20 protein-coding genes are annotated in these 26,706 nt (G+C 48.3%); 10 read left to right on the top strand and 10 right to left on the bottom strand.

What is annotated here, in order from left to right:
• Position 1 precedes the first annotated feature (1 nt).
• From CD05_RS0107985 to CD05_RS0107940, 10 genes are all read left to right on the top strand, one after another.
• Positions 2 to 829, top strand: coding sequence for an alpha/beta hydrolase (locus CD05_RS0107985; RefSeq protein ID WP_028510074.1), 828 nt, complete (start codon positions 2 to 4; stop codon positions 827 to 829).
• A gap of 142 nt (positions 830 to 971) precedes the next feature.
• On the top strand, positions 972 to 2,054 hold the full coding sequence (locus CD05_RS0107980; RefSeq protein WP_028510073.1) for a hypothetical protein: 1,083 nt from the start codon (positions 972 to 974) through the stop codon (positions 2,052 to 2,054).
• Positions 2,055 to 2,196: 142 nt separating this feature from the next.
• Positions 2,197 to 2,847 carry a hypothetical protein gene (locus CD05_RS0107975; protein ID WP_028510072.1) on the top strand — a complete coding sequence of 217 codons (651 nt, stop codon included), beginning with the start codon at positions 2,197 to 2,199 and terminating at the stop codon, positions 2,845 to 2,847.
• Positions 2,848 to 2,863: 16 nt separating this feature from the next.
• Positions 2,864 to 5,458: an ATP-dependent chaperone ClpB gene (clpB, locus tag CD05_RS0107970; protein WP_028510071.1), complete on the top strand. Its 2,595-nt coding sequence runs from the start codon at positions 2,864 to 2,866 to the stop codon at positions 5,456 to 5,458.
• Between the two features lie 166 nt (positions 5,459 to 5,624).
• Positions 5,625 to 6,116 (top strand): RNA polymerase sigma factor, encoded by a 492-nt coding sequence (locus tag CD05_RS0107965; RefSeq protein WP_028510070.1) that lies wholly within the window; start codon positions 5,625 to 5,627, stop codon positions 6,114 to 6,116.
• On the top strand, positions 6,116 to 6,853 hold the full coding sequence (locus CD05_RS0107960) for a hypothetical protein (RefSeq protein WP_028510069.1): 738 nt from the start codon (positions 6,116 to 6,118) through the stop codon (positions 6,851 to 6,853). The genes CD05_RS0107965 and CD05_RS0107960 overlap by 1 nt, the downstream gene beginning before the upstream one ends.
• 1 nt (position 6,854) lies before the next feature.
• On the top strand, positions 6,855 to 8,081 hold the full coding sequence (locus tag CD05_RS0107955) for a hypothetical protein (RefSeq protein ID WP_028510068.1): 1,227 nt from the start codon (positions 6,855 to 6,857) through the stop codon (positions 8,079 to 8,081).
• Complete coding sequence (locus tag CD05_RS17850; RefSeq protein WP_051588881.1) at positions 8,078 to 8,944, top strand: ATP-binding cassette domain-containing protein; 867 nt, start codon at positions 8,078 to 8,080, stop codon at positions 8,942 to 8,944. The genes CD05_RS0107955 and CD05_RS17850 overlap by 4 nt, the downstream gene beginning before the upstream one ends.
• Positions 8,941 to 10,149, top strand: coding sequence for an ABC transporter permease (locus CD05_RS0107945; RefSeq protein WP_028510067.1), 1,209 nt, complete (start codon positions 8,941 to 8,943; stop codon positions 10,147 to 10,149). Before CD05_RS17850 ends, CD05_RS0107945 begins: the two co-directional genes overlap by 4 nt.
• Positions 10,149 to 11,093: a hypothetical protein gene (locus CD05_RS0107940; protein ID WP_028510066.1), complete on the top strand. Its 945-nt coding sequence runs from the start codon at positions 10,149 to 10,151 to the stop codon at positions 11,091 to 11,093. The genes CD05_RS0107945 and CD05_RS0107940 overlap by 1 nt, the downstream gene beginning before the upstream one ends.
• Positions 11,094 to 11,157: 64 nt before the next feature.
• On the opposite strand, the gene CD05_RS0107935 is transcribed toward CD05_RS0107940, so the two are convergent.
• From CD05_RS0107935 to purF, 10 genes are all read right to left on the bottom strand, one after another.
• Entirely contained in the window at positions 11,158 to 12,342 is a 1,185-nt protein-coding gene (locus CD05_RS0107935) for an ABC transporter permease (RefSeq protein WP_028510065.1), read from the bottom strand.
• The gene (locus CD05_RS0107930; RefSeq protein WP_028510064.1) at positions 12,329 to 13,456 is read right to left on the bottom strand and encodes an ABC transporter permease; all 1,128 of its coding nucleotides are present in this window, start codon (positions 13,454 to 13,456) and stop codon (positions 12,329 to 12,331) included. The genes CD05_RS0107935 and CD05_RS0107930 overlap by 14 nt, the downstream gene beginning before the upstream one ends.
• 34 nt (positions 13,457 to 13,490) lie before the next feature.
• Positions 13,491 to 14,438, bottom strand: coding sequence for an ABC transporter ATP-binding protein (locus tag CD05_RS0107925; protein ID WP_028510063.1), 948 nt, complete (start codon positions 14,436 to 14,438; stop codon positions 13,491 to 13,493).
• Between the two features lie 185 nt (positions 14,439 to 14,623).
• A complete protein-coding gene (gene yicI, locus CD05_RS0107920) occupies positions 14,624 to 16,966 on the bottom strand; it encodes an alpha-xylosidase (RefSeq protein WP_028510062.1) in 2,343 nt (780 codons plus the stop codon).
• Positions 16,967 to 17,376: 410 nt separating this feature from the next.
• Positions 17,377 to 19,728: an FtsX-like permease family protein gene (locus CD05_RS0107915; protein WP_028510061.1), complete on the bottom strand. Its 2,352-nt coding sequence runs from the start codon at positions 19,726 to 19,728 to the stop codon at positions 17,377 to 17,379.
• 10 nt (positions 19,729 to 19,738) lie between these two features.
• Positions 19,739 to 20,500, bottom strand: coding sequence for an ABC transporter ATP-binding protein (locus CD05_RS0107910; protein WP_028510060.1), 762 nt, complete (start codon positions 20,498 to 20,500; stop codon positions 19,739 to 19,741).
• A 115-nt stretch (positions 20,501 to 20,615) separates the two neighbouring features.
• The gene (locus tag CD05_RS19595) at positions 20,616 to 23,270 is read right to left on the bottom strand and encodes a response regulator (protein ID WP_051588880.1); all 2,655 of its coding nucleotides are present in this window, start codon (positions 23,268 to 23,270) and stop codon (positions 20,616 to 20,618) included.
• Between the two features lie 135 nt (positions 23,271 to 23,405).
• Positions 23,406 to 23,990, bottom strand: coding sequence for an ANTAR domain-containing protein (locus tag CD05_RS0107900; protein ID WP_028510059.1), 585 nt, complete (start codon positions 23,988 to 23,990; stop codon positions 23,406 to 23,408).
• Positions 23,991 to 24,001: 11 nt separating this feature from the next.
• On the bottom strand, positions 24,002 to 25,216 hold the full coding sequence (locus CD05_RS0107895) for a glutamine synthetase family protein (protein WP_028510058.1): 1,215 nt from the start codon (positions 25,214 to 25,216) through the stop codon (positions 24,002 to 24,004).
• A gap of 72 nt (positions 25,217 to 25,288) precedes the next feature.
• Positions 25,289 to 26,701, bottom strand: coding sequence for an amidophosphoribosyltransferase (gene purF / locus CD05_RS0107890; protein ID WP_028510057.1), 1,413 nt, complete (start codon positions 26,699 to 26,701; stop codon positions 25,289 to 25,291).
• Between the last annotated feature and the right edge of the window lie 5 nt (positions 26,702 to 26,706).

Below are 26,706 nucleotides of genomic sequence, written 5' to 3'. Positions count from 1 at the left end.
TATGTATAAGACTATCGAACTGACCCCGGATTATAAAGCAGTAGGCGTATCTCCCCGTGACTGCAAGGCTACATTACAGATAATCACCCCTGGCTACAACGAAGAAATGGGCAGAAGAAACCGCAAGGCTATCGTTGTTGTTCCCGGCGGCGGATATGATTTTGTATCGGAGCGTGAGGCAGAGCCTGTTGCACTCAGATTTGCAGGCGAGGGCTTTGCGACATTCGTGCTCAGATATTCAGTTTATAAAAAGAAGTTCCCTACAGCACTCTTAGAGCTTGCAGCAGCTGTCAAGTATATCCGTGACAACGCAGAGGAACTCGATATCGACAAGGACAAGATAACCGTTATGGGCTTCTCAGCCGGCGGTCACCTTGCAGGCTGCCTTGCTAATATGTGGAACAGCTCGACTATCACATATGCGCTCTGCTGCAAGGCTGAGGATATCAAGGTAAACTGCTCAGTGCTCTGCTATCCTGTGCTCACGAGCGGTGAAAAGACACACGAAGGCTCTATCCTCAACCTCATAGGCGAGGAGCAGGACAACGAGCTGCGTGAATACCTCTCGCTCGAAGACAGAGTGGGCAAGCACACACCGCCCACATTCCTCTGGCACTGTGCTGACGACGGCTGCGTGCCTGTCGAGAACAGCCTTTATTATATGGATTCGCTCGCAAGGAACAAGATCCACTTTGAAGCGCATATCTACCCCTACGGCGGCCACGGCCTGTCGCTGTGCAACGAGAGCACAGCAATGGGCGAATGGCATAACGTTCCCACCTGCGAAGGCTGGGTAGACCTTGCTGTGGACTTTATAAATAGGTTCTGATAAGAATCGCAAGTAAGAAATACTGTGTGCTGAAAATGCACGCAGTATTTTTTGTTATTCTCACGGTATCTGCAATTATATATGTAACTTAAGAGGTGCTTTCTGCATAGGATATACCAGATTTACTGAAAGGGGAAACAATATGCAGAAAACACAACACAAAACAGATGAATACTTTCTCGGCGCTGTAACAAGAAGCGGCTTTACCACATCGTTTGGCAGTATCATCGGCAGGGAGGGCTGGTTTACTTATATCTTAAAGGGCGGTGCCGGCACGGGCAAATCAACGCTTATGAAGCGCATAAACAGCGAGCTCACTGAGGGCAACAGAACGCTTTTCCACTGCTCGTCAGACCCCGGGTCGCTCGATGCAGTTGTGCTTGATGATTATAAGACTATCGTCGTTGACGGCACAGCGCCGCATACCTTTGACCCTGTTGTGCCTGCTATAAAACAGGTGATAGTCAACCTCGGAGATTTCTGGAACGAATCAGAGCTTGAAAAGCATTCCGCTCAGGTCATGGACGCTATGGCGCTAAACTCATCGTATCTCAAACGCTCGGGCAGATATGTATGTGCGCTGTCTGATATAGCTTTTGACACATATTCTCTCGGCAGCGAGGCGCTTGACCGCTCAGGCATAAAGGCGCTTGCAGGCCGCATAGAAAAGCGTGTGATAACCGGCCACGGCAGCGGCACCGGTGAGCTTATGACAAGGCAGCTATCGGCAGTAACTATGGACGGCTGCAAGACATATATCGACACACTGCTTGGCTGCTGCAGAGTATACAGATTCACAGATGAATTCTTTGCGGCTTCCTCGCTGCTGCTTGATGAGCTCTCGCAGTATGCATCACAGAGGGGCTATGATGTTATCAATTGCGTGACACAGCTTCTCGGGTGCGACGTTACAGAGCATATAATGATACCCGAGCTTGATGCGGCGTTTATCTCTGTAAATAAGCTGACCGATGTCGGGCGCACCGGCAGGGCAGTAAACCTTATGAAGTATTACAACGAAGACGTGATAGCTCTTAAAGCCCCACGCCTGCGCCTCAACCGCTCCGCTGCACGCACACTTATGGACGAGGCTGCCAAAACGCTCACCCTCGCAAAGCAGGCGCACGATGAAATAGAGAAGTATTACATTGCCGCAATGGATTTTGAAAGGCTCGACAAGGCTGGCACCCAGCTGATAAAGAGGATAAGGAAAAGAAAGATATAAGCTCTTACGACCGCTCGATCACCGGGCGGTCTTACTGTTTTTAAAAAACGTGTAAAGAAATTTATATAAACCTCTTGACAAATTATAAAACGTGTGTTATACTTTATATAAACTAAGGAACACGAAATGAGAGGTGAACAGTATGAGCAAAAGCGTTTACAGTATAGTCCTGAGTGATGAGGTGGTAGCAGCGGTCGATCTGATGGCTCTGAGACTGGGGACAAACAGGAGCAATCTTATAAATCAGATTCTCGCCGAGCGTGTGTCGGTCGTTACTCCCGAGCGCAGGATTAAGGATATTTTTGATAACATCTTCCGCCTGCTTGATGAGCAGTTTATACAGGACAGCTCGACGGCAGACACAGCCCTTGCTTTCAGGAGCCCTATCGCATATAAGTATAAGCCGACAGTGCGCTACAGTGTTGAGCTTCTGCGCACGCCTGAGGGTGAGCATATAGGCAATCTTAAGATATCCTTCCGCACAAGGTCGCAGGCATTTATGCAGATATTGTCGTCATTCTATAATGCATGGATAAGCAGCGAGCGAGAGCATAACAAGCGTGATGTCAAATACTTTGCCGACAGCGACAGGCTGGTAAGAGAGATATACTTCCCCAAGGGCGAAAAAAGCATAAGCTCAGAGCAGCTGGGCGAGCTGATAGGTGAGTATGTCAAGGCCTTTGACGCAGCACTCAAGGGCTATTTTGCAAGCGCTGATATGCCTGAGGCGGCCGCTCATACGGTATCTGAGATATACAGCAATGCACTTAAAAACGGAATAGATAAAATATAAAGAAAGGATGAGAGGTATGAACATAAACAAAATGACACAGCGCTCGGTCGAGGCTATACAGGCAGCACAGGGCTTCGTGACCGAGTATCAGAACAATTCGATAACACAGCTGCATCTTATGACAGCACTGCTCAATGAGGAAAGCGGCCTTATCCCGCAGCTCTTTGAGAAAATGGGTATCGACCCCACCGCTGCAAAGCAGTATCTCTACACTCAGCTGAACAATATGCCCAAGGTGTACGGCGGCTCACGCCCGGCTGACAGCGTGTATGTATCAAGCGAGTGTGAAAAGGCACTCACCAACGCCGAAAAGACAGCCGAGCAGATGAAGGACGAGTATGTGTCTGTAGAGCATCTGTTTTTGGGGCTTTTAAACGAAGCCGACAGCGACACACAGAAGTTCCTCACGGCGTTTAATATCAACAAGGCGGAGTTTTTAAAGGCCTTGCAGACAGTTCGTGGCAACTCCCGTGTCACCTCGCAGAACCCTGAGGATACCTATGACGTGCTCAAAAAATACGGCCAGGACTTAACTGACCTTGCACGCAAGAACAAGCTCGACCCTGTGATAGGCCGTGAGACGGAGATAAGAAATGCTGTGCGTATCCTCTCCCGTAAGACCAAGAATAACCCTGTTCTGATAGGTGAGCCGGGTGTTGGTAAGACAGCGATAGCCGAGGGGCTTGCTATGCGTATAGTCAAGGGCGATGTGCCTTCTAATCTTAAGGACAGAACGCTTTTCTCGCTCGATATGGGCTCGCTTATCGCAGGAGCTAAGTACAGGGGCGAATTTGAGGAGAGACTTAAGGCTGTTTTGCAGGAGGTCAAAAAGAGTGAGGGCAAGATAATCCTCTTTATCGACGAGCTGCATACCATAGTCGGCGCAGGCAAGACCGACGGTGCAATGGACGCAGGCAACCTGCTAAAGCCTATGCTTGCCCGTGGTGAGCTGCACTGCATAGGTGCGACCACCCTTGATGAATACCGTGAATACATCGAAAAAGATGCAGCCCTGGAACGACGCTTCCAGCCGGTAATGGTAAACGAGCCGACAGTCGAGGATACCATATCAATCCTGCGTGGCCTTAAAGAGAGATATGAGGTCTTCCACGGCGTCAAGATACACGACTCGGCGCTCATCGCAGCTGCGACCCTTTCAAACAGGTATATAACCGACCGTTTCCTTCCCGATAAGGCGATTGACCTTGTCGATGAGGCCTGCGCACTTATAAAGACAGAGATGGATTCTATGCCCTCTGAGCTTGATGATATCTCACGAAAGATAATGCAGCACGAGATAGAAGAAGCCGCACTTAAAAAGGAGACAGACAAGATCTCTCAGGAGCATCTTGCCGAGGTGCAGAAGGAGCTTGCACAGTACAGAGAGAAATTCGCTTCAATGAAGGCAAAGTGGGATAACGAGAAAAACTCTATCGGCAGGCTGCAAAAGATAAGAGAGGAGATAGAAGCCGTAGGTTCGCAGATAGAGCTTGCAGAGCGCTCGTATGACCTTGATAAGGCTGCCGAGCTCAAATACGGCAAGCTGCCGCAGCTTAAGGCACAGCTTTCAGAGCTTGAAGCGCAGGCAGAAAACAAGACAGACGACACTCTGCTCCACGACAAGGTGACAGAGGAGGAGATAAGCCGTATAGTTTCACGCTGGACAGGCATACCCGTATCAAAGCTCATGGAGGGCGAGAGAGAAAAGCTCTTGGGGCTTGAAGGTATTCTTCATCAGCGTGTAATAGGTCAAAACGAGGCGGTAACAAAGGTCAGCGAGGCTATACTCAGGTCCCGTGCAGGTATTGCTAACCCCAACAAGCCGATAGGTTCGTTCCTGTTTCTCGGGCCTACAGGTGTCGGCAAGACAGAGCTTGCAAAGGCTCTTGCTGAGGCGCTGTTTGACGACGAGAAGAACATGGTGCGTATTGATATGTCGGAGTATATGGAGAAGTTCTCAGTCAGCAGGCTTATAGGCGCACCTCCCGGATATGTCGGCTACGAAGAGGGCGGCCAGCTCACAGAAGCTGTCAGAAGAAAGCCCTACAGCGTCATACTGCTTGACGAGGTGGAGAAGGCGCACCCTGATGTTTTCAATATTCTCCTTCAGGTGCTCGACGACGGACGTATAACCGATTCGCAGGGCAGGACGGTCGATTTCAAAAACACTGTCATAATCATGACTTCTAACCTCGGCTCGCCGTTTATCCTTGACGGAATTGAGCCAAACGGCGAGATAAGCGCTGATGCAAGAGCACAGGTAGATGCGCTCTTAAAGCAGCACTTCCGCCCTGAGTTTTTAAACAGGCTCGATGAGATAGTTTACTACAAGCCGCTTGTCAAGGACAACATCGTTATGATAGTTGACCTGATGCTCAAAGACCTAAGAGCAAGACTTGCTGACAAGCAGCTGTCGCTTGAAGTGTCTGACAAGGCAAAGGAATACATCATCGACCACGGCTTTGACCCTGCATTCGGCGCAAGACCGTTAAAGAGATTTATCCAGTCGGGCGTTGAGACGCTTATAGCTAAAAAGATAATTGCAGCAGACATCAGCGAAGATAAAATACTGCGTGTAGATGCAAATGAAAACGGGCTCTATGTCAGATGACATCAGCTCAGAATAAGTATTAATGTGATAACAGCCTTATGCACCTGTGTGTAAGGCTGTTTTTTTGCTTGAAATGTTTATAAAATGTTAATATAAGCGTAATAACTTTGGGTCTGTAAGCTGTACAATATATTCAGAAGATATCTCCCGGAAAGGAGGGAAGGCTTTGAGCGCAGACTTTGAAAGCATATACCAGAACACAAAGAATGATATATACCGATACATCTGTATACATTGCAGGAGTATAGGCGATATAGATGATATTTTTCAGGATACATATATAGCCGTTTATGAGTATACTCTAAGGCACGGAAGCGATGAGATAAAAAGCCCGAATGCACTTGTGCTGTCTATAGCCAAGAGGGTTATGATAAAGTATTATCTCCTTGCCAGAAGGCACAGGTCACTCGCCGCATCAGAGCCTGACCTGAATGATAAGACAACAGATGACAATGACCGTGAGCTGCTGCTTAAGATAAACAAACGGCTGCTTACAAAAAGCGCATTTGTGCAGAAGATATTCTTTATGCGCCACAGCCTTGATATGAGCTTTGCACAGATAGCGCAGGCTCTTAGCAAGCGTGAGGGGGCAGTCAAGGCGCAGTATTACAAGGCGATAGCAGATATACGCCGCTATCTTGAAAAGGAGGAAAAGTGATGACAGACAAAAGGGCAGAACAGCTTATCCGTCTGGCGGTAAGGACGTATCACAGCGCTGATATACTTGATCTTCCGCCTGAGAGCTTTAAGACTGCAAGGTCAGGCGCAAGAGTAAAGCCGAGACTTTCATTTGTAAGCGCTGCAGCGGTATTGGTGATAGTGTTCTCAGCGGTATTTCTCGGTATATCGGCGCTTAACAAGACAGACAGCTCATCAGTGGCAGATGTGCAGATACAGACTAACGAAACTGTCCATAAAAACAGATTTGACAAAGCTGTATCAACTCTCAGGATAGACGGCAAGCCCATATCGCTTCCACTTACGATAGGGGCGCTCTGCGAGTATGCCGATATATACAATACTCAGCAGGCAGACGGTGAAACGGCAGTCGTTTTCTGCAAAAAAGGCACAAAAGATATCTGCTTCAAGGCAACAGCCAAGAGCGCAGACGCAGACAGCAGGGTGACGACACTTTATGTGTGCAGCGCCTATAAAGCCTCCGATCTGATAAGCATTATGGATTTAAGCGTGGGTGATGAATACGGCTCTATCGTCGAGGACTATTACAGGTCATACGGCTTTAAGAATGAATGGCCTGTTGATGCATACAGGAAAGGCTCAGCTGCGCTTATCAGGCGTGGTGACGGCGGTGAGGTCATAGAGGGAGTATTCTTTGAACCTGACGAAAAATCCGGCACACTTTGCGGCATAAAAATAGTCTTTGGAAGTGAATGATATGAAAAAGATTTTTCTGCTGTATCTTATAGCCGCAGTGATGTCATTTGCGGTGTTTGCTGTAACATGGTCTATAGCAAAGGCAAACGTCCCTGAAACTGACACAGAGCCGGCGGCCGCATTAAACAGCGAGGACGGGTATCTTATGAGGTCAGCCGTTGGGCTGTTTTCAGAGAATGACATCAGTAATGCTTTTTCAAACGGACTTTTTTATCTGTGCGGCAGAGAGCAGCTTATTGAGTGCGACACTCAGAGCGGTGTATGTACAGATATCTCAGAGCTCGGTGACAGGCTGAGATGCATATCACCCTACGGTGGTTTTATATATGCTGTGTATATTGAATACATCGCCGGTGCCAGTATGTTTGATGAAGGCATAACACGCTATCACATAATCAGGATAGACTATAATACACATGAGATGACAACGCTCTATACAGCAGATGACGGCCGTGAGATAAGATGTATGTCGCTTTCACTTGACGGTGAGATATTCTTTAACGAGCGAGACGGATATGAAAAGGCTCACTTCACCCCACAGGAGTCGTATCTGTATTCCATGCATGAGGGGGAAAAGCCTTCACTCATCGTTCAGGCTGACTGGTACTACATTGATAAACAGCGGCTGTACATCACACGCTATAATTCACAAAGCGATACAGAGCAGCTTTATTATGCCCCGAGGGAGGAGCCTGACAAGCTAACTGATACAGGGCTTACCGTCGGTAGTCAGATATCAGACAACAACGGTGTGATGTTTATGCCAACAGGTGACAGCATATACTACACAGACGAAGACTATGACCTCTGCTGCTATGACATAAACAGCAAGCAAAGTGAGCATATAGCAGGCTTTGACGGAGAGAAGCGTATCTACTACTACACAGTTTTTGACGGCAGAATGATTATACTTGTCCGTGAGCAGAAGCCTGACGGGTTCTGGTGCTATGTGTTGTATTACCTTGATGAAATAAATACTCCCGTAAGGATAACAGGCGACGAGGAGTTAAACGAGGGAAAAAAATACTGGTTTGAGTATATATACAGCATTAGCACTTTCCCGGGAAATGATGAGTTTTTTGTCATTATCACATATGATCAGAATATGGACACAAAGGTCTATACTGTTGACAAACAGCTGCATATCAATATGCTGATGCAAAGCGGCGAGTGGGATTATGATGCATTTGAAAAGATGAAAGACGGAATGCCGGAGGTGGTATCATGAGCAGCCTGGAGGTAAAAGACCTGTCAAAGCGCTACGGCAAAAAGCAGGCACTAAATGGAATAAGCTGCACCTTCAAGACGGGGATAAACGCTCTCTTAGGCCCGAACGGGGCAGGCAAGACAACTATCATGAACTGCATATCCGGCGTGATAAAGCGCACGGGCGGCGAGGTACTGTATAACGGCGAGGACGTGTTCAGAATGGGCGAGCGCTACCGTGAAAGGCTCAGCTTTCAGTTCCAGTCGCAGCCGTTTTACCCGGGCTATACTGCCTATGAGTTCCTGAAATTCATGTGCATACTAAAAGGCATCGACAATGCAGGCATACCCTCTGAGATAGAGCGTGTACTCTCTCTTGTTAACCTAAAAGACAGCATAAACGACAAGATAAAGTCATTCTCAGGCGGCATGAAACAGCGGCTCGCCATTGCGCAGACTATCCTCGGCAGCCCTGAGATACTGATATTTGACGAGCCCTCAGCAGGACTTGACCCGTTTGAGCGTGAGCAGTTCAAGCGCATAATGGTCAGCCTGAAAAAGCGCTGCATAATAATCATCTCGACACACATAGTCTCTGATATCGACACGATAACCGACGAGCTGATAATACTCAACAAGGGCTCGGTGATAGCAAATGATGAGCCCAAAAATCTGTACAGTAAGATAAAAGGCCTTGTGTGGGAGATACCCGAGGAGGAAATGGGGGAGCTGCCGCTCGAAAGGCTGTATTATGAAGATACCCGGTGCAAGACGATATCAAAGCAAAGACCCACGCAAAACGCCATACTATGTGAGCCGACAATGAATGATCTGTATTTCTGCGGCCAGCTTGACAGCAGCCTGTTAGGGGGCAAAGAGATATGAGAGAGTTTGGGTTTATGCTTTTGAAGCTATTAAGGCCAGCACTGCTTATCACACTTATCGTGAGTGCCGTCTCGGCTGTTCTATTGTGCTTTGCAGCTTATAAGGGGTATGTTTTTGATGACGAATATAAAGAAGTGTTCTCACAGCTTGATAATGACACCGCCTACTCAGTTGCCGCAGAAAATACAGCGCAGTTTCAGACCGAGAGCGATGAGCTTGCAAAGGACATAAATGATTATATCAACTCACGCCAGAAATACGGCGAGCCGCCTGTTGTTCTTCCAGACGGGCTTGCCGGCAAGGCAGTAAGGGCAGCGCAAAAGGGCGGTGAAAACAGCACAGCCGACAAACGTGAGATGTATGCTTTCATGCAGGTTTCTCTATCTGACAGTGCAGACAGCGAAAGGCTTATAAACGAGCGCCTGTCAGGCTTTTCACGCAATGCCAAAAGGGGAGTCACAGACGATTATTCGCTTGCGCTCTCAGGTGTGCTGACGCAGGATTATAACAAGGTGCTCGATAAGCAGGCCAAGGCTGATAAGCTATACGACACAAGGGCAGCCAACGCCTTTACCGAATACGCAGAGCAGGATAAGCTCATTTTTGCACTGGTGTTCCTGCTGCTGTTTTCATCATTCAGCGGCGAGCGGCAGAGCAGGCGGCTTGCGGCATTTGCTGTCACAAAGTCAGGTGCAGGGCGTTTTATTCTATGCCGGATGCTCGCATATAGTGTGATATGCCTTGTGTGTGCGGCTGTTTATTATCTTTCGCTTTTTGCAGTTATGTATTTCACCGGCGGTGCTGCCTGTCTGGATATGCCTGTGCAGTATCTAAAGGGCTATGCACTGTCGTCATATCCACTCAGCTTCGGCGGCTTCTGTGTTTGTGCGCTGATGCTTAAGCTGCTGTGTGTGCTGATGCTGTGCCCTGCTGTAATGCTGCTTTCATTTCTTTGCCGCAGGAATATCATCGCAGGGCTTGTCTGCCTTGGCGTGCCTGTACTCATGTCCGGGCTTATGTCGGCTGAGAGCGATATCGCAGCATTTGCAAGCTGTCGGGTATCATTTTTGCTTAGCGGCGAGGGGTATATACGCATAGCTGATACACCTTACCCGTTCGTATACCTTTATATCGTCTCGGCGTTGTTTGTGTCAGTTATCTTGCATATTACGCTGTATGCACAGTCGCTCAGGAGGGAGTTCTGATGACAGGATTTGAGCTTTACCGCATATTCATAAAGCACACTTGGCTTTTGATCACAGTGCTGCTGATGATAGCACTGTCAAAGGCTGTGTGCCTGTATGTCCAGAGCAGAGAAACATACAGCCCTTATCTCTCAGAGCAGGCGCATGAATACTTTAACCTGCTTTTAGATGATTCAAAAGATATGACGCTCGATGAACGTCTGGTTTTTATAAATGAGAAGACGCAGTCAGCCGACACGCCCTATAAGCTCGAAGCAGTGGGCCGCTATTCCTCGCTCCTGCGTGGGTGCTACCGCAGCAAGGGGATAACCGACTATGCAAGGAGCGGTCGTGGCCTTACCGACCAGCTCGTGCCTGATGACCTGCTGACTGAGAGAGAAGCCTACGCCTCGCTTGAAACGCCCACAGTTATCGACACAGATGCATTTATAAAGCTCATGCGGCTTTTAGCATACGATATAAGCCCTGTGTGGGTAATGCTCCTTGTCGGCTCACTCAACGCAGACGGCTATGAAAAGGGCATCGACCGGCAGATAAGTATCTCTAAAAACAGGCGCAGATATCACATAACGCACTTTACATCACAGCTCGTGCTTATACTTACTCTTTATACACTCAGCTTTGCTGCCGATATGATGATCTCCGGCAGCTTTCAGAGTGGTTACATGACCGCTCCTTTTGCAAGTACTGGCCATATTATCCACATGAATGCCACAGTTGCGCAGGTAATATTCATGCTGTTTCTTCGAGGGCTGATATGCTGTGTAATATGCTTTGGTGTATTTATCATAGCCGCTGCTATGGTGCGCTCGGTCAGGAGGTATATCGTGGTCAGCGCCGGTGTTATCTTCTCAATGACTGCCGCCGCTGTCTATATCACAAGGTACTCAGTCTTCTTTTTTGCAGCGCTCTGTGATAAGGAAAAAATGCTTATGTTCCTGTAAGCCGATAATAAGCAAACACCCCCGGAAAACTCAGTTTCCGGGGGTATGTTACTGTCATATTGCTTTATGCTGCCTGCGGCTCTGCCTTAGAAGCGCTCTCGCCGACTTTGGCCTGTCTTGCCTTCATTACTGCAAGCGTTGCAACAACGAGTGCTGCTGCAAATGCAAGCTGTATGAGTATGCACTTTTTCATAAGTGAGTCTGAGTATACCTGGCTGTCAGTGCCGGCAATAGCGCTGTTGAGTACCTCGTACCAGTATGCCGGCAGGAATACTGCCACCTTCTTGACACCATCGCCTAAGAATTCAAGAGGAACGAACACGCCGCAGAGGAAGCTCATGCCGAGGGATACGATGTTTCCTATGAGTGAAACGAGCTTTTCTGAGTCAACAAGATTTGAGATAAAGAGCACTATCGCTCCGCAGAATACAGTGAACGCAAGTGAGTTGAGCATTGCAAGGCCTATCTCACTTGTGAACTCGCAGCGGAATACTACAAGCGGAACGAATATCACAACCAGCAGGTATATGAACGTTAAGAAAACTACTGCACCGAGCGCTGTTTCAAACAGGAATATCTTTTGTGATATCGCTGAGCTGAATGTGCGGTTCTTTATCTCCTTGCCTGTCATAACTATGACAACAGGGCAGAGGGCGAATATGAATATGCCCATGAAGATGTAGGGTATAAACTTGAAGTAGGAATAAACTGTCTTTGCATATTCGCTGCCGCTTTCAGATACCATCTCGACCTCGGTCTTTTTCTCAAGAGCCTTGGCTGCCTGCTCAAGCGCTGTTTCAGTTGAGCTGCCGCCTGCGATGTATGCTCTTGCTGTGGTGAGATACATATCTATCTTTGAGTCAACAAGGTTTTCAAAATAAGAGCCGTTTTGCGTGGCGTGGGTGATTATATTCTTAGTCTCACCGCTTGCAAGGCCGTCAGAGAAGCCCTTGTTTATCGTGAGATAATATCGGCTCGCATTGTAGTAAACGCCGTCTAATATCTCCTTATCATCAGGTGCGCCGTAGGTCACATCGTTTGAATCTGCAAGGTATTCGCACAGTGCCTCAGATGCAGAAGACTTGTCGAGGTCGTTTATCACTATGCCTGCACGGCTCTCTGTGAAGTCAGCCTGTTCCTGCGATGAGTTTGCAGATGCTATGCCTATTGATAAGAATATCGAAAGATACATCATTGCTATGCCTATTTTTGAGCGTAGTATCTTCATAAAAACCTTAAACACTTGCATATCTCTTTCTCCTTGTCATTATAAAGCCCAGAATCGTAAAGAATAACGTAAAGGCTACCATTGTCAGCATCTTGACTGTGTATCTGTTAAGATCATCATCAACGTTCAGTACATAGAGTGCATCGCATACCAAAGCTGCGGGGTTTAAATTGTTGAACCAAGGCAGCTTTTCCATGAGGAGCGACTTTATATCGCCGACCATAAGTCCTGAGAGGAAGCACAGAAGCATCGAGAAGCCTATCGAAAGACCGACTCTTGCGCCCTCAGAGAACTTGCCTATAGTTCCGAAGAAGAAGCCGATCGCAACGCCCATCCAGCTGCCGACTATCGCTGTGAGCAGCGCCATGGGAGTGCTTACTCCAAGATCGTCACGCAGAACGTATACTACAAAGAATACTGCTATCGCTGAGCATATCGACTGTACAAAGCAGCCTGAGATGAGCCCTGCAAAGTTCTTTGACAGCTTGCCTGTGGGGGAGACGCAGTTTCTTATGCCGAGTGATGAGAGGTTTGCTTCATTCACTGATGCTATGCTAATGCCCGTCGTTGTGCCGAGTATGCTTACCATTGCTATGAGGTTGTACATATAGGTCATGTAGGTGTTCATGTTGCCGTCTGAGACATCTTTTCTCTCGTTGGCATTAAGTTCCTCTGTGAAGGCCTCCGACACCGCCTTTATGCTTGTCGGGTCTTTTGCAGCGTTTTCGATGATGACCGATTCTGTAACGCTGTATCTGTCAAGAAAGCTCCTGATTATCGTCTGGTCAACGCCTTGTGATGTTACTTTGAGTGAAAGCTCGCCGTCTGCGATTATCACGCCCTTGACCTCGCCGCCGTCAAGCAGATCAAGCGCCTTTTCTTCGTCTGCGTATGTGGTGTCAAACAGCGCATCGTCGCCCTCGCTGACACTGTCCATTACATCGTGGAAGGTCTTGTTTTCCTGCTTTTCAACTACAGCAACGGGAATGCTGTTGTATACTATATCCTTGTTGTAAACCTCTATCAGCGATACATGAAAGAAGGTAGCCAGTATCACCGGGAATATCATCAGCCAGAAGATAACGTCCTTCTCCCTTATCGTTGCGAGGGTGTAGTATTTTATGTTGTGGAACATATCTTTTTCCTCACTATTCTCGTAAAATATGATATCAGTCTTTGTCTCTTAGTTCCTTGCCTGTCAGCTCTAAGAACACTGTGTTGAGTGTCGGCTGCTCGCTGGAAACACGGCCTATGTGAATGTTGTTGTTCTGTAAGGTGTTAAGCAGCCTTACCACATTGTGCTTGCCGCCTGTGTACTTTACTGTGAGCTCGCTGCCCTCGTATGATTTTTCAAATACATGGTCAAGCTCGCCGATCTTAGCGAATGTCTCATCATCAAGATCTCTTGCTTCGACCTTGACTGTCTCCGAGCATTTTACGTTGCTCTTAAGCTCATCTATCGTGCCGGAGGCTATCACTCTGCCCTTGTCCATAACAGCAAGGCGTGTGCATATCTGCTCGACTTCCTCCATGTAATGCGAGGTGTATATTATAGTAGCGCCCTGCTTGTTCAGTTCGATTATCCCTTCAAGTATCTTGTTTCTTGACTGGGGGTCAACCGCAACTGTCGGCTCGTCGAATATTATAAGCCTTGGCTTGTGTGCTATGCCGCAGGCTATGTTCAGTCTTCTTAACAGACCGCCCGACAGCTTCTTTGGGCGAAACTTCACAAAATCCTCAAGCCCTGTGAAAGCTATGGCATCTTCTACAGCCTTTTTGCGTGCTGCCTTGTCCTTGATGTAAAGGCCGCAGAAGTAGTCGATGTTCTCGTATACTGTCAGCTGGTCGAAGACTGCAACATTCTGCATCACTACGCCGATGTCTTTCTTTATGTCGTAGGCAGTGGGGCTCATGTCCTTGCCGAATATCTGTATGTCGCCCTTATCAAAAGAAAGCAGCGAGAGCAGGCAGTTGATAGTCGTTGTTTTGCCTGAACCGTTAGGTCCTAAAAGCCCGAAGACCTCGCCCTCAAATATTTCAAGTGATAAGTGGTCTACTGCCACGAGCTCCTTGTATCTTTTTACGAGTTTGTCTATCTTTACAACAGTCTGTGCCATATCTGATGACCTCCGTTCTTAGTTTCTGATATGATTATATCACAGCCGAAAACGATTTTGAAGTGTGAAATGTAACTATATGGATATTACATTTGTCATGTTGCCGTGTGATAAATGTCTCATTATAATAATACCCCCGGTTATACAGTGAAAACCGGGGGTCTGCTATACTATTAATGTGTTTATCAGAGTGAGATTATTACCTTGCCGCCGTAGTTGGGGGATACCTCGATCTTCTTGTCGGTGTTTGCGACCTCAATAGTGAAGGAGGCGTTGGTATCAGTGTACTCGCACTCTATGCTGCTGCCGTTTCTTGTAGCCTTTAACTCGAATACCTTGTTTGCCTCGGTGTCGTAGATAACAGCATTAGCGCTCTTGCCGTCTTCAAGCTCGAATATCTTGAATGTAGTGCCGTCAAGATAATCATACTCGATGTCCTTGCCGAACTTGCCGAATGCAATGACGCTGTTGGGTCTTGCAAGAGCAGGTATCTCGAAGTATGAGCACTTGTGCCTGTACCACTTGCCGCCCTCGAATACCTTGCCTGTGATGATGTCTGTCCACCTGCCCTCGGGAACATAGTACTCAGCCATGCTCTCGTCGTTGAGAATGGGTGCTACGAGAATGTTGTCACCGAACATATACTGTCTGTCGAGTGTGAGACAGGTCGGGTCGTCAGCAAAGTCTATAACCATAGCTCTCATTACCGGAACGCCGGTGTTGTGAGTGTAGATAGCCTGCGACCAGATGTAAGGCATAAGGCTGCCCTTAAGGTCAACGAAGAATTTCAGAACATCGCAGCTCTCCTCGTCAAACAGCCACGGCACTCTGTAGCTCTGGTTGCCGTGCAGTCTCGAATGAGATGAGAACATACCGAATGCAGCCCATCTCTTGTAGATATCAGGTGTTGCAGTAGCCTCAAAGCCTGCCATGTCGTGCGAGGTGTAGCCAAAGCCCGAGATGCACAGAGACAGGCAGCCTCTTACGACCTCAGCCATTGAGTTGTAGTTGCCCGAGCAGTCGCCGCCCCAGTGAACAGGGAACTTCTGACCGCCTGCTGTTGCCGAGCGTGCGAACAGGCACGCCTTGTTCTCGCCGTAGAAGTCCTTTAATACGTTAAACACTGTCTCGTTGTAGAGATATGTGTAGTAGTTGTGCATCTTTACAGGGTCAGAGCCGTCGAAATACTTAACACCCTTTGTGGGTATTCTCTCGCCGAAGTCTGTCTTGAAGGTGTCAACGCCCATTTCGCAGAGCTTTTTGAGGTATGATGCATACCACTCTCTTGCCTCGGGGTTGGTAAAGTCTACTATAGCCATGCCCGGCTGCCAGCTGTCGCACTGGAACACGCTGCCGTCGAGGTTCTTTATGAAGTAGCCGCCCTTAACGCCCTCATCAAAGAGCCTTGAACGCTGGCCGATGTAGGAGTTTATCCATACGCAGGTGTGCAGACCCTTGTCCTTGTGAAGTCTTGCGAGCATTGCTTCCGGCTCGGGGAACTGCGATCTGTCCCAGTCAAAGTTGCACCACTCAAAGCCCTTCATCCAGAAGCAGTCAAAGTGGAACACCTGTAGAGGAATGTTTCTCTCCGCCATGCCGTCTATGAATGAGGTGATAGTCTCCTCATCATATGTGGTGGTGAATGATGTTGTGAGCCAGAGGCCAAACGAGAATGCCGGCGGAAGTGAAGGCTTGCCTGTGAGTGTGGTGTAGCCTGCAAGTGCGTCCTTTATGTCAGCGCCGCCGAATACGAAATATTCAAGACTCTCGCCGGGAACTGTCATAGATACCTTAGAAACTGTGTCAGAGCATACCTCGTAGGATACCATGTCAGAGCTGTTTACAAACACGCCGTAGCCCCTTGATGATACATAGAAGGGGATAGACTTGTAGGACTGATCTGAGCAGGTGCCGCCGTCTGCGTTCCATATCTCAACTGTCTGACCGTTCTTTGCAAATGTCGTGAACTTCTCGCCGAAGCCGTAGAAGTATTCGCCGACAGTTGTGTCAAACTGCTCTCTGATATATGTCTTCTTGTCAGAGTGAGGATAGCTCCAGAATGTATCGTCAGCCTGAGCCTCTGCGATTGCCTTTCTCTTGAACTCGCTCTCAAAAACAACACCTGTCGAGCGCCAGCCGCCGGAGGTGAGCTTCTTGCCCTTGTAATAGTATGTAAAGCTCCAGTTCTCCTTTGAAACTACGAGCTTTGTGTCGCCGGAAACGATGACAGCCTGCTTGTCGTCTATTGTAACCTCGGGCTTGAAGCTGCCCTCGTTAAGTACAAAGTGAGGGCCGTTGTCTACTACGCCCTTGTAGTGCTGTATGTTTACTTTAATGCAGTTTTCCTGAGTTGAGGTGTAAGCTATCTCTAAATTGGCAGAGCCGAGCATCTGAGCACGGTTGTATACCACGAACGGAGTAGCTACAACAAGGAAGCCGTTCTCTATAGGCTCGACCTCGAAAGCCTGTTGTGCGTAGTTTACCTCATAGCCCTTCTGGTTGAGCCAGAAGCCGTCAGCAAATTTCATATCAGTTCCTCCTTAAAAACACAAAAATTTTAATTTTTCATCAGTTTTTAAAAGCCTGGTGCTCATTTGGGGCTTTTTACCCAAAAACGCACACGTCTGATTATATTTTAAAGCATATCGCCGCAAAATGCAATAGAAAAAATATAAATTATGGAATTATATTAGTATATAACTGTAAATTATTTATGAACCGTATTCTTATGCGTGGGAGAATATTAAACTTAAGGCAACACCGCACAACCCACGGCTAACGCCTCTGCACGTCATCTGCTTGCCAGTTTTCCGTCATATTACCCAAATTCTCCTTGACTTGCGCCAGCAAGCCTGCGTCGAATTTAGGCAATCTGACGAAAACCTGGTCGTCGCATCTGACGCACAGGAGTTGTGCGGTATTGCCTTAAACGTTTCTTTTATTCGGTTATGAGCTCTCTTACATTGACACTCTTTATCCTGCGTGAGCTTATATATGCCGCCGCAAAGAAGCATACGCATATCAGCACCGCCGGTATGATGAAGGTCACAGGCTCGTTATCCGATGTAAAATCAGTGAGCCCGACTATCCGCAGTACATATGTGAGTATCTTCCTTGACCATAAAAGCCCCGATATACACCCAATTGCCGAGCCGATAAGTGCCACGAGCGCAAAACGCAGCGCAAACTGTAACCTTAATGCTCCAACCGTGAAGCCTGTAGCCTTGTATATGCCTATATCCTTTCTCTCACGGATAAAGGCACGCTTGCTCGTCATTGATACCACGACCGCTGCAAATATCAGAAGTATCGTGTCCATAGCGTAGGATATCGAACTCATTATCACGGTGATTATCTTCTTGTAGGTCTTTACAGTGCTGTTTTCCTTGTAGCTCTCAGCGTGCAGCCGCTCTGAATATTTGTCATTGAGCATATCTATGACCTGCTGCTCCTTTGAGCTGTCAGATAGCTTTACATATGCCGCATCAAGATCGTTCTTGCCCATATCTGCAATAGCTTGCGGCGTCATCATTGTAACAACGCCGAATTCCCATATCGTCTGAAAGTAGCCTGATATTTTGAATTCCTTCTCGTTGTCAAGATATTTGACAGTTATGGTGTCGCCTATCTTTTTGCCGCACTGCTCTGAGACGGCTTCGGTTATCATTATCTCGTCGTCATTTTGCGGCAGGCTGCCGTCGAGCGGGTCAAACGCCGGCTCCTGTGAGCGGTATGCGTGAACTGCAACAAACTCGCCGTCAACGAGCATTCTGTGATAGCTCTCTGTCTCGATAAATGCCTCACTGTCTATCTTTCTTATCTCCTGCTCTATGTCTTCAACATCGCTCTGCCTGAAGCCGCCAAGGTCAGTGATGGTTATGTCGCCGCCTATCTCGGAGAACAGACTGTCAGGGTCGAGCCCCTTTGACAGTATCATTATGCTCACGATAAAGAATACAAGCAAGGTGACTATCAGCGTTATGCCGATATAGCTTTTCTTGCGGGAAGATAGCTGCCTTACTGCAAGGCTCAGCTGCAATGGGTGCGGCCTTATGCGTGAGCTGCTCTGTACCTTTGAGTCGTTTCCTGATGCGGCACCTGTGATAGCGCTTACAGGTGATATGCGTGAAATCTTTGCTGTTGATATGAATATGAACACCGTGCAGATAACGAGTATCCCCACACTGAGTGCGCCGCATTTGAGGAATGACACTCCCGTTTCCGCCTTCATGCCGGTGATGTTTTTCCACATTGAAATAAGATACCGGCAGGCAGGAACAGACACCGCAATACCCAGCACCGAGCCGATAGCTATTGCCAAAGTGTACTGAAAAACGTACACAAGACTTATCATTCTTGCCGTGAACCCCTGCGAACGGAGAATACCGAGCTCGCCCTTGTCCATTTCAATTGATGAGCTTATGCTGTTGTGCATCGTTATCAGCACGACAACGAGCAGGAAAACTGTGAATATCGCAACAACTCTCGTGCCGACGTTTGAATACATACTGATGTTGTCAATGAACATCTGCTTTGTCGGAGCGCTGAGTGAAGAGCTGATAAGGTCGCTTTCCTTGCCGAGCTCACGCCGCAGCTCCAGCTGTGAGATGTCGCCTGTGCTGTATATCCAAAGCTGGTCAAGGTGGAAGGCATATCTGTCAGCACCCATAATACTGTCCGTTTTCTCGGACTTTAATCTGTCTAAGTCATGCTGTGTTATCACACAGCAGTTTTCGCTCATTGTGGTGGCACCGAACATTACGTCTTCATAGAACCCTGCAACCTTGAAGGTCTCGTCATAGCCGTTTTTTGTTCTGAACTCAAGCGTCGCACCGTCTGACACACCGTCAACGAGCTTTAACTTGTAAGGGAGAAGTATCTCGCCGTCTTTTAGTGTGAAATCCTGCACAAAATCCTCGGCATCGTCAGTGAACACCTGAACAGTGTCTTCCCAGCCGCCTAAAGTGAGTGCAAGTTCGAGCTCCTTGCCGTCAAACCTTGGTGCGCTTACAAATGAAACACGTTCCTTTATCTTTACGTCCTTGACATGGCTGTTGTTTTTGACTGAGCTTATCATCTCGTCTGTCAGCAGCTCGTCATATATCGTCACGGTCAGGTCAGCCGCCTGAACACGGTCGTATTTTGCCTGCCGTGCTTCTTCGAGCCTGTCGTCATTGCTCACTGTTCCGGAGAATGAAAAGGTCATCAGCATCATAAGAAGTATTATCCCTTTGAATGCGCCCCTGCCGTGTTTAATGTTTGCTCTGGTGAGTTTAAGTATACTTCTCATAACACTTTCCTCACCACTCCATAGAAGCAAGCCACGAGTTCACCTGAGTTTCCCTTGCCTTTTCATCATCGCTGCCGTATGGCGACAAAGAAAGCTCGCCTATGACCTTGCCGTCTTCTATGTATATTATCCTCGAAGCCCTGCACGCCGCCCTTGCATCGTGCGTCACCATGAGTATGCTTTGTCCGTTTTTGTTGAGCTCTGTGAGCATATCAAGCACCTCAGTGGTGTTTCGCTTGTTGAGAGCGCCTGTCGGCTCGTCAGCAAATAACAGCTTCGGCTCGTTTATAACAGCTCTTGCAATAGCACAGCGCTGCTGCTCGCCGCCTGAGCATCTTCCGGGCAGGTGAGTTTTTATGTGTGCTATGCCCATTTTCTCCATGAGCTCATCTGCTCTTTTGTCGGTCTCGGCTGCCGTGCGGCTCTTGTCCAGGTAAGCCGGAACTGTGATATTTTCAAACAGCGTGAGGTTGCTTACCAGATGCATCTGCTGAAAAATGAACCCGAAATCCTCTGCACGCAGCTTTGCAAGGCGCTTTTCGCTCATTTTAACTATGTCTTCACCGCCGTATATCACCTCGCCGCCGGTCGCTCTGTCCATGCCGCTGAGTGAATACAGCGTGGTGGATTTTCCTGAGCCGGAAGCGCCCATTATTACAGTAAAGTCGCCCTCATACACATCAAGGTCAAGCCCTGTCAGAACGTCAGTCTTCTCGCCGCCCTGCGAAAAGCTCTTGCAAAGCCCCTTTGCGCTGAGTATAACCTTTTTCATTGTATCAGCTCCTTTATGGATAACTATTCTTCTGTAAAGTTCAGCCCTTGCAGTAAACGGCCTCCTCAGGTATTCTCCGTTAACGACGGAGAATACATCGCAGGAGGTCGTGGTCTTACGCATTTACTATTTGTCTTATCTGCTCTGTCAGCTCGTCATATTCCTTTATGAAGCCGCTGTGATTATCATTGATGTACTCTTTGTCATCAGCCTTTGCCGCAGCTTCAAGAAGCCTTGCCTTTTCTGACAGCAGCTCTGCACCGATGTTCAGGGCAGTGCTCTTTATTGCGTGAACTGCTATCCTGTATCGCTCGGTGTCGTTTGCTTCAAATGCATCGTTAAGCTCTTTACCCGTGCCTGCGGCAGCGAATGTATCGAGCATCTCAAACCAGAACTGCTTTGAATCCATGCAGTATTTAAGCCCTGTCATGGCATTGATCCCCGGACATAGATCTCTGATGCGTTTTAACTCAATGATGCTCAACTCATCAGTTTCAGCAAGATCACTGTCTTCATCAGCTGAATGCAGCTTTTGTTTATCCTCTGGCAGATACCGCCTTAGCTGCTTTTCAAGGTCTTTGCTCTCGATAGGCTTTGTCAGGTAGTTGTCAAAGCCGGCATTGAGATACATCTCCTTAGCACCTACTATGGCATTTGCAGTCAGTGCTATGATGGCAGTGCTCTCGTCAGTGAGGTGACGAGCTCTTATCTCGCCAAGCACCTCAATGCCGTCCATTCCGGGCATCATTTGGTCAAGGAATATCACATCATAATCGCTTTTCTTAAGTATGTCAAGCGCCGCTCTGCCCGAGTCAGCCGTGTCAGCTTCGATGCCGAACAGATGAAGCAGGCTCTTGGCCACCTTAAGGTTCATGTCGTTGTCGTCTACTACGAGAACTCTTGCCTCCGGTGCATAAAGATGCAGCGTGGCTGACTGTGCGGCAGCAATTGCTGTCGGGTGCTCTTTGTAGTTGCCCATAGGCGTGCTGTCAGCTATCTGTTGTGTCAGTGTGAACGAGAAATCCGAGCCCTTGCCGTATTCGCTGTCTACTTTAAGCTCGCCGCCCATAAGCTCCAGCAGCTTTATGACTATCGGCATACCAAGGCCTGTGCCTTCGATGCTTCTTGTGTGCTCAGTGTCAAGCCGCCTGAACGATTCAAACAGCCCGTCCATGTCCTCATGCCGTATGCCGATGCCTGTGTCATTTACACTGACATTAAGGGTGATGCTGCCTTCATCGGAGCTGTCTTCCATGCCTATAGTGAGCTTTACAGAGCCCGACTTGGTGTACTTGACAGCATTTGAAAGGAGGTTCAAGATTATCTGCCTTATCCTCACATCATCGCCTTTAAGCCTGCATGGGAGATCTTCGTCTGCTACGCATTCAAATTCAAGCCCCTTCTCGGCAGCTTTTGGCGAGATGCTTGCAGCTATGTCGGATATCATCACGGCAGTGTCATATTCTGCCGGGACTATCTCCATTTTTCCGTTTTCTATCTTTGATAAGTCGAGTATGCTGTTTATGAGCGAGAGCAGTGTCTTGCCCGAGCTCTGTATGTTTGCGGCATATTCTCTTATGCCAGGCTCACGGCTCTCACGAAGTATCATCTCGTTCATGCCGAGCACGGCATTGATAGGTGTCCTTATCTCGTGAGACATCTGCGCAAGAAATGTGCTTTTTGCTTCATTCGCAGCCTCAGCCTCAGTCTTTTCAAGCCTGAGCATCTTTGCTTCAAGCTCCTTCTGGCGCTCACGCAGCTTCAGGGCTTCGAGCTTTCTTGACTCCTGCGTGTTGTCCTCGGTGCGCAGCAGATAGCCCTTTATCCTTTTGCCTGAATAGAGGAAGCTGACCGTTACCTTGTAGGTTGTGTTGTTTCTTGTCACAGTGAATGAAGGCAATTCGAGCCATTCGCTTATGCGCCTTGTGCATTCAAGTATCTTTCTGAAAGTCTCATTCTCGGCAGTCAGTGTCTTGTCGATGTAGATAGTGCCAAGCTCCGGCAGGCATTCAAGTGCCGCATCTGTGCAGCCGAGATAACGCATTTTCCTGTCAAAGCTCGCAAAGCCGATATCGCCTTTTTCTTCAAGGTTTGACAGTGTGCTGGCAGACACGTCATAAAGCGTTATCTTGCTCAGCACCACAAGGAACAGCGCCTGCGATATCGTGTAAGCAAGCGGCAGCAGCTCAAATGCGGGACTGATGAATTTTCCTGCAAGGAAAGCAACCATTATCAGTATATACATCGTCAGCAGAAGCATAGAGTTTATCTTTGAGACGTTCTTTCTTGTAAAGCTGTATGTGATAGCTGAAAGATTTGCTACGAGATACAATGCGATTATGACATAGTATACCGTGTGTACAAAGCCGTATTCCTTGACAAGGTAAGATACCCCGTCTATCTGCCGCAGCTCGGCGCTTGTGTAGAGCAGGTGGTTTTGTGCTGTGTTTATTGCAAAGAAGAATGTCACCGCCCCGACGGCAAGCATACCGCCCGATATGACCTTCGGCACCTTCAGTTTGCAGAAGCTCATTATGTACAGGAAGAAAAACAGCTCCAGAAAGCACCCGTCTAAGTAGCCTATGCCGTTTGCAAGGAGCGCTTCGTTGACGTTTTCAGCTGTTGCGACCTTAAGATAGCCGAGGTTGATTATCGGTATCAGCAGGAATATCATCGGGAAATGTACCGGGATATCCCTTCTCCAGCGGATCAGGAACACCGATGACAGCAGTACTGAGAATATGACATTGAAATGATAGTAATAGATCATTTTTATATCACCTGTAAATTTTAAATATTAATGTATATTATATCACAAAAAATTAAAAAAGTCAATTATACTTTTGGTATGGCTTCGGCAAGACAGCATAAAAAAACGACGCTGAACATATCATCAACGCCGTTTCTATTCTTCTTCACTTATAATCTGTAAGGCGATAAGCAGCTTGCTCACGCCGCAGTCCATAGCTTCTTTTTCGATGTATCTGTGAGCCTCGACTTCGCTCATCCCACGGGAGGATATCAGCTTCCACTTGGCCTTGTTAACAGTTCTGATCTCCTTCATCTTGTCTTCAAGGCTCAGCTGCTTTTTCTCAAACCGCCGCAGACGCTCACGGGTGCTCTGCATCCAGTCAAGAGCCTGCAAAAGAAGCTGTTTGGGGGCAGGCTTGGGCATCACAAAGACTCCGTACCTGCAAACATGGTCAGATACGTCATCGTAGTTTTGTATGTCGGTTATCAGTGCCACGACCGTGTGGTTATCGCTGCAAAGCTCTGTTGCGAGCCCTGCTGCGCTCTCGTCGGGCAGGGGGTCGGTTATGATGACCAGATCATACTGCCGCTCTGCAAGCACACGTCTTGCAGCGGCAGCGCTGCTCTTTGTCTCGGGCACAAAGCGCTTTTCCTCTTCAAGAAGCAAAGCGAGCTTCTGTGCCATATTCTTTGAAGACGAGACTATGAGCACACGGTAGCTTAGTTCCTTTAAGTTCAATTCCCGTCACCTCAAAGCGTGCAGTATGAGTCGATGATAGCTTTGGGAAGTCGGGAGGATATAAAGTCGCTGCTCTTTGCTGCGGCCTTTGCTTCCTCAATATCGGAGGGGAGCTCTGTAAGATCATGGGTAAGCTCCTCGGGGGCTTTAGCCGGGTCAAAGTCGCATATCTTGGGCATATAAAGCTCTCTCTTTATGCCGTCGATGCCGGCATAGATTATAAGAGCGAATGCAAGATACGGGTTTGCAAGCGGGTCGGGTGAGCGCAGCTCTGCACGTCTGCCAAGATCAGTTGCAGAGGGAATGCGTATCAGCTGCGAGCGGTTCTCGCTTGACCATGTGATGTATTTCGGGGCACAGCAGCTGCCAAGACGCTCGTAGGATCTCTCGTCCGGGTCAAGGAACAGCGTCATGCCTGAGATGTTTTCCATAATGCCTGCGATAACGTGTGTGAGCAGCACTCTGTTGAGTGCATCGCCACGAAGCGACAGGTTGATGTGGAATCCGTTGCCGGGCTTGTCGTTTATCGGCTTGGGTGAGAAGTCAGCCCATACACCGTTTCTTGCAGCGGCAGTTCTTACAACTGTCTGGAATGCAAAGGTGTTGTCAGCAGCAGTCAGAGCATCTGCATAGCGGAAGTCTATCTCATTCTGGCCGGGGCCTTTCTCGTGATAGCTCGACTCAGGGAAAATGCCCATCTGTTCAAGGGTAAGGCATATCTCACGCCTGATGTTCTCGCCCTTGTCATCGGGGGCGATGTCCATGTAGCCGGCGTTGTCGTAGGGGATAAATGTGCGCTCGCCGTTCTCATCAGTCTTGAAAAGATAAAACTCCATAGACGAGCCGAAGTCAAATTCAAGCCCGAGCTCCTTGGCTTCCTTGACAGCACTGATAAGAAGGCTCCTTGTGTCGCAGTCAAATGGGCTGCCGTCTGAGCGTGTTATCGTGCAGAACATTCTCACAACTCTGCCGTGCTCAGGCCTCCAGGGAAGCACCGAAAGCGTGTTAGGATCCGGGTGGAGCAGCAGGTCAGAGTAGATATCCGACCCGAAGCCGTCAACTGATGAAGCATCTATAGTTATACCCGAGGAGAATGCTCTCTCAAGCTCTGTAGGCATTATGGAGATATTCCTCTGTCTGCCGAAAACATCACAGAATGCAAGACGTATGAACTTTACGTCCTCCTCCTCGACATACTGTATTATCTCATCTGCATTGTAATTCATATCTGTCCTCCGATATTAAAAGCGTTGTGCAAAACAGGTCTTTATAATTATACACTATCAGCCGCTTGCTTGTCAACTCTCGTGTATTTTTTTATCAAACTTGTCTTTCCTGCCGGCGCCGGATACATCAAGGGGATAGTTTCCGCTGAAGCAGCCGTCGCAGAAGCCTTCTCCTGCAAGCTCGCAGAGCTTCTCGTTCGGGAAGAATGCAAGAGAGTCAGCGCCTATCTCTTTGGCTACGGCCTCTGTACGGTGAAGTCTGCTGGAGATAAGGTTCTCCTCGCTGTCGATGTCCGTTCCGAAATAGCATGAGTGCAGAAACGGCGGAGCAGTTATGCGGACGTGTACTTCCTTAGCCCCTGCCTCACGCAGCAGCCTTATTATCCTTGCACTTGTCGTGCCGCGCACGATAGAGTCGTCTATCATCACGACACGCTTCCCGGCAACAGTTTCCTTTATGACGCTGAGCTTTATCCTTACCTTGTCAGCACGCTCTGCCTGTGTAGGCTCGATAAAGCTGCGGCCTATGTATTTGTTCTTGATGAAACCCATGCCGTAGGGAATGCCGCTCTCCTCAGCATAGCCAAGTGCTGCATCAATGCCCGAATCCGGCACACCTATTACAACATCAGCCTCAACGGGGGAGTTCTTTGCAAGTATCCTTCCTGCCTTGATTCGTGAATGGTGAACACTTACACCCTCTATCACCGAGTCAGGTCTTGCAAAGTATATGTACTCAAATATGCATACACTTCTTTTTTTCTTCGGCAGCTTTATTGACGAGAGCCCGTCTTCGCTGACAGTGACTATCTCGCCCGGCTCAACATCACGCAGCAGCCTTGCTCTTACTGCATCAAGCGCACAGCTTTCAGATACAAAGACATATGCGCCGTTTTCTTTCTGCCCGATGCATAACGGCCTTAGCCCGAACGGGTCACGGAAGGCTATCAGTTTTGTGGCTGTCATTACTATGCAGGAATATGCGCCCTTAAGCTCTTTCATAGCTCTGGCGATAGCTTCTTCAGTCGAGCCGCAGTTTATTCTTTCACGTACTATCGCATAGGCTATCGCTTCGCTGTCAGTCGTGCAGTGGAATATCGCACCCGACAGCTCAAACTGTGACCTGAGCTCTGCCGCATTTACTAAGTTGCCGTTGTGAACGAGCGCCATGTTGCCCTTTATGTGCCTTATGCACAGCGGCTGAATGTTGCTCTGCTCGTTTCCGCCGGTGGTCGAGTATCTTACATGGCCGACTGCCATCTGAGCCGAGCCGAGTGATGCCACACGCTCGCTGTCAAACACCTCAGACACGAGCCCCATATCCTTTTCACAGCGCATAATACCGTCATCACAGACGGCGATGCCGCAGCTTTCCTGCCCCCTGTGCTGGAGCGCATAAAGACCGTAGCAGGTACTGCTTGCAGTACCTGCGTCCTTGTCAAATATACCGAAAACGCCGCATTCCTCGTGTAACTGTCCTGTCACGGTGT

This window comes from Ruminococcus sp. NK3A76 (assembly GCF_000686125.1).
Lineage (GTDB): Bacteria > Bacillota > Clostridia > Oscillospirales > Ruminococcaceae > NK3A76.
This window is presented reverse-complemented; position numbering and strand designations above follow the sequence as displayed.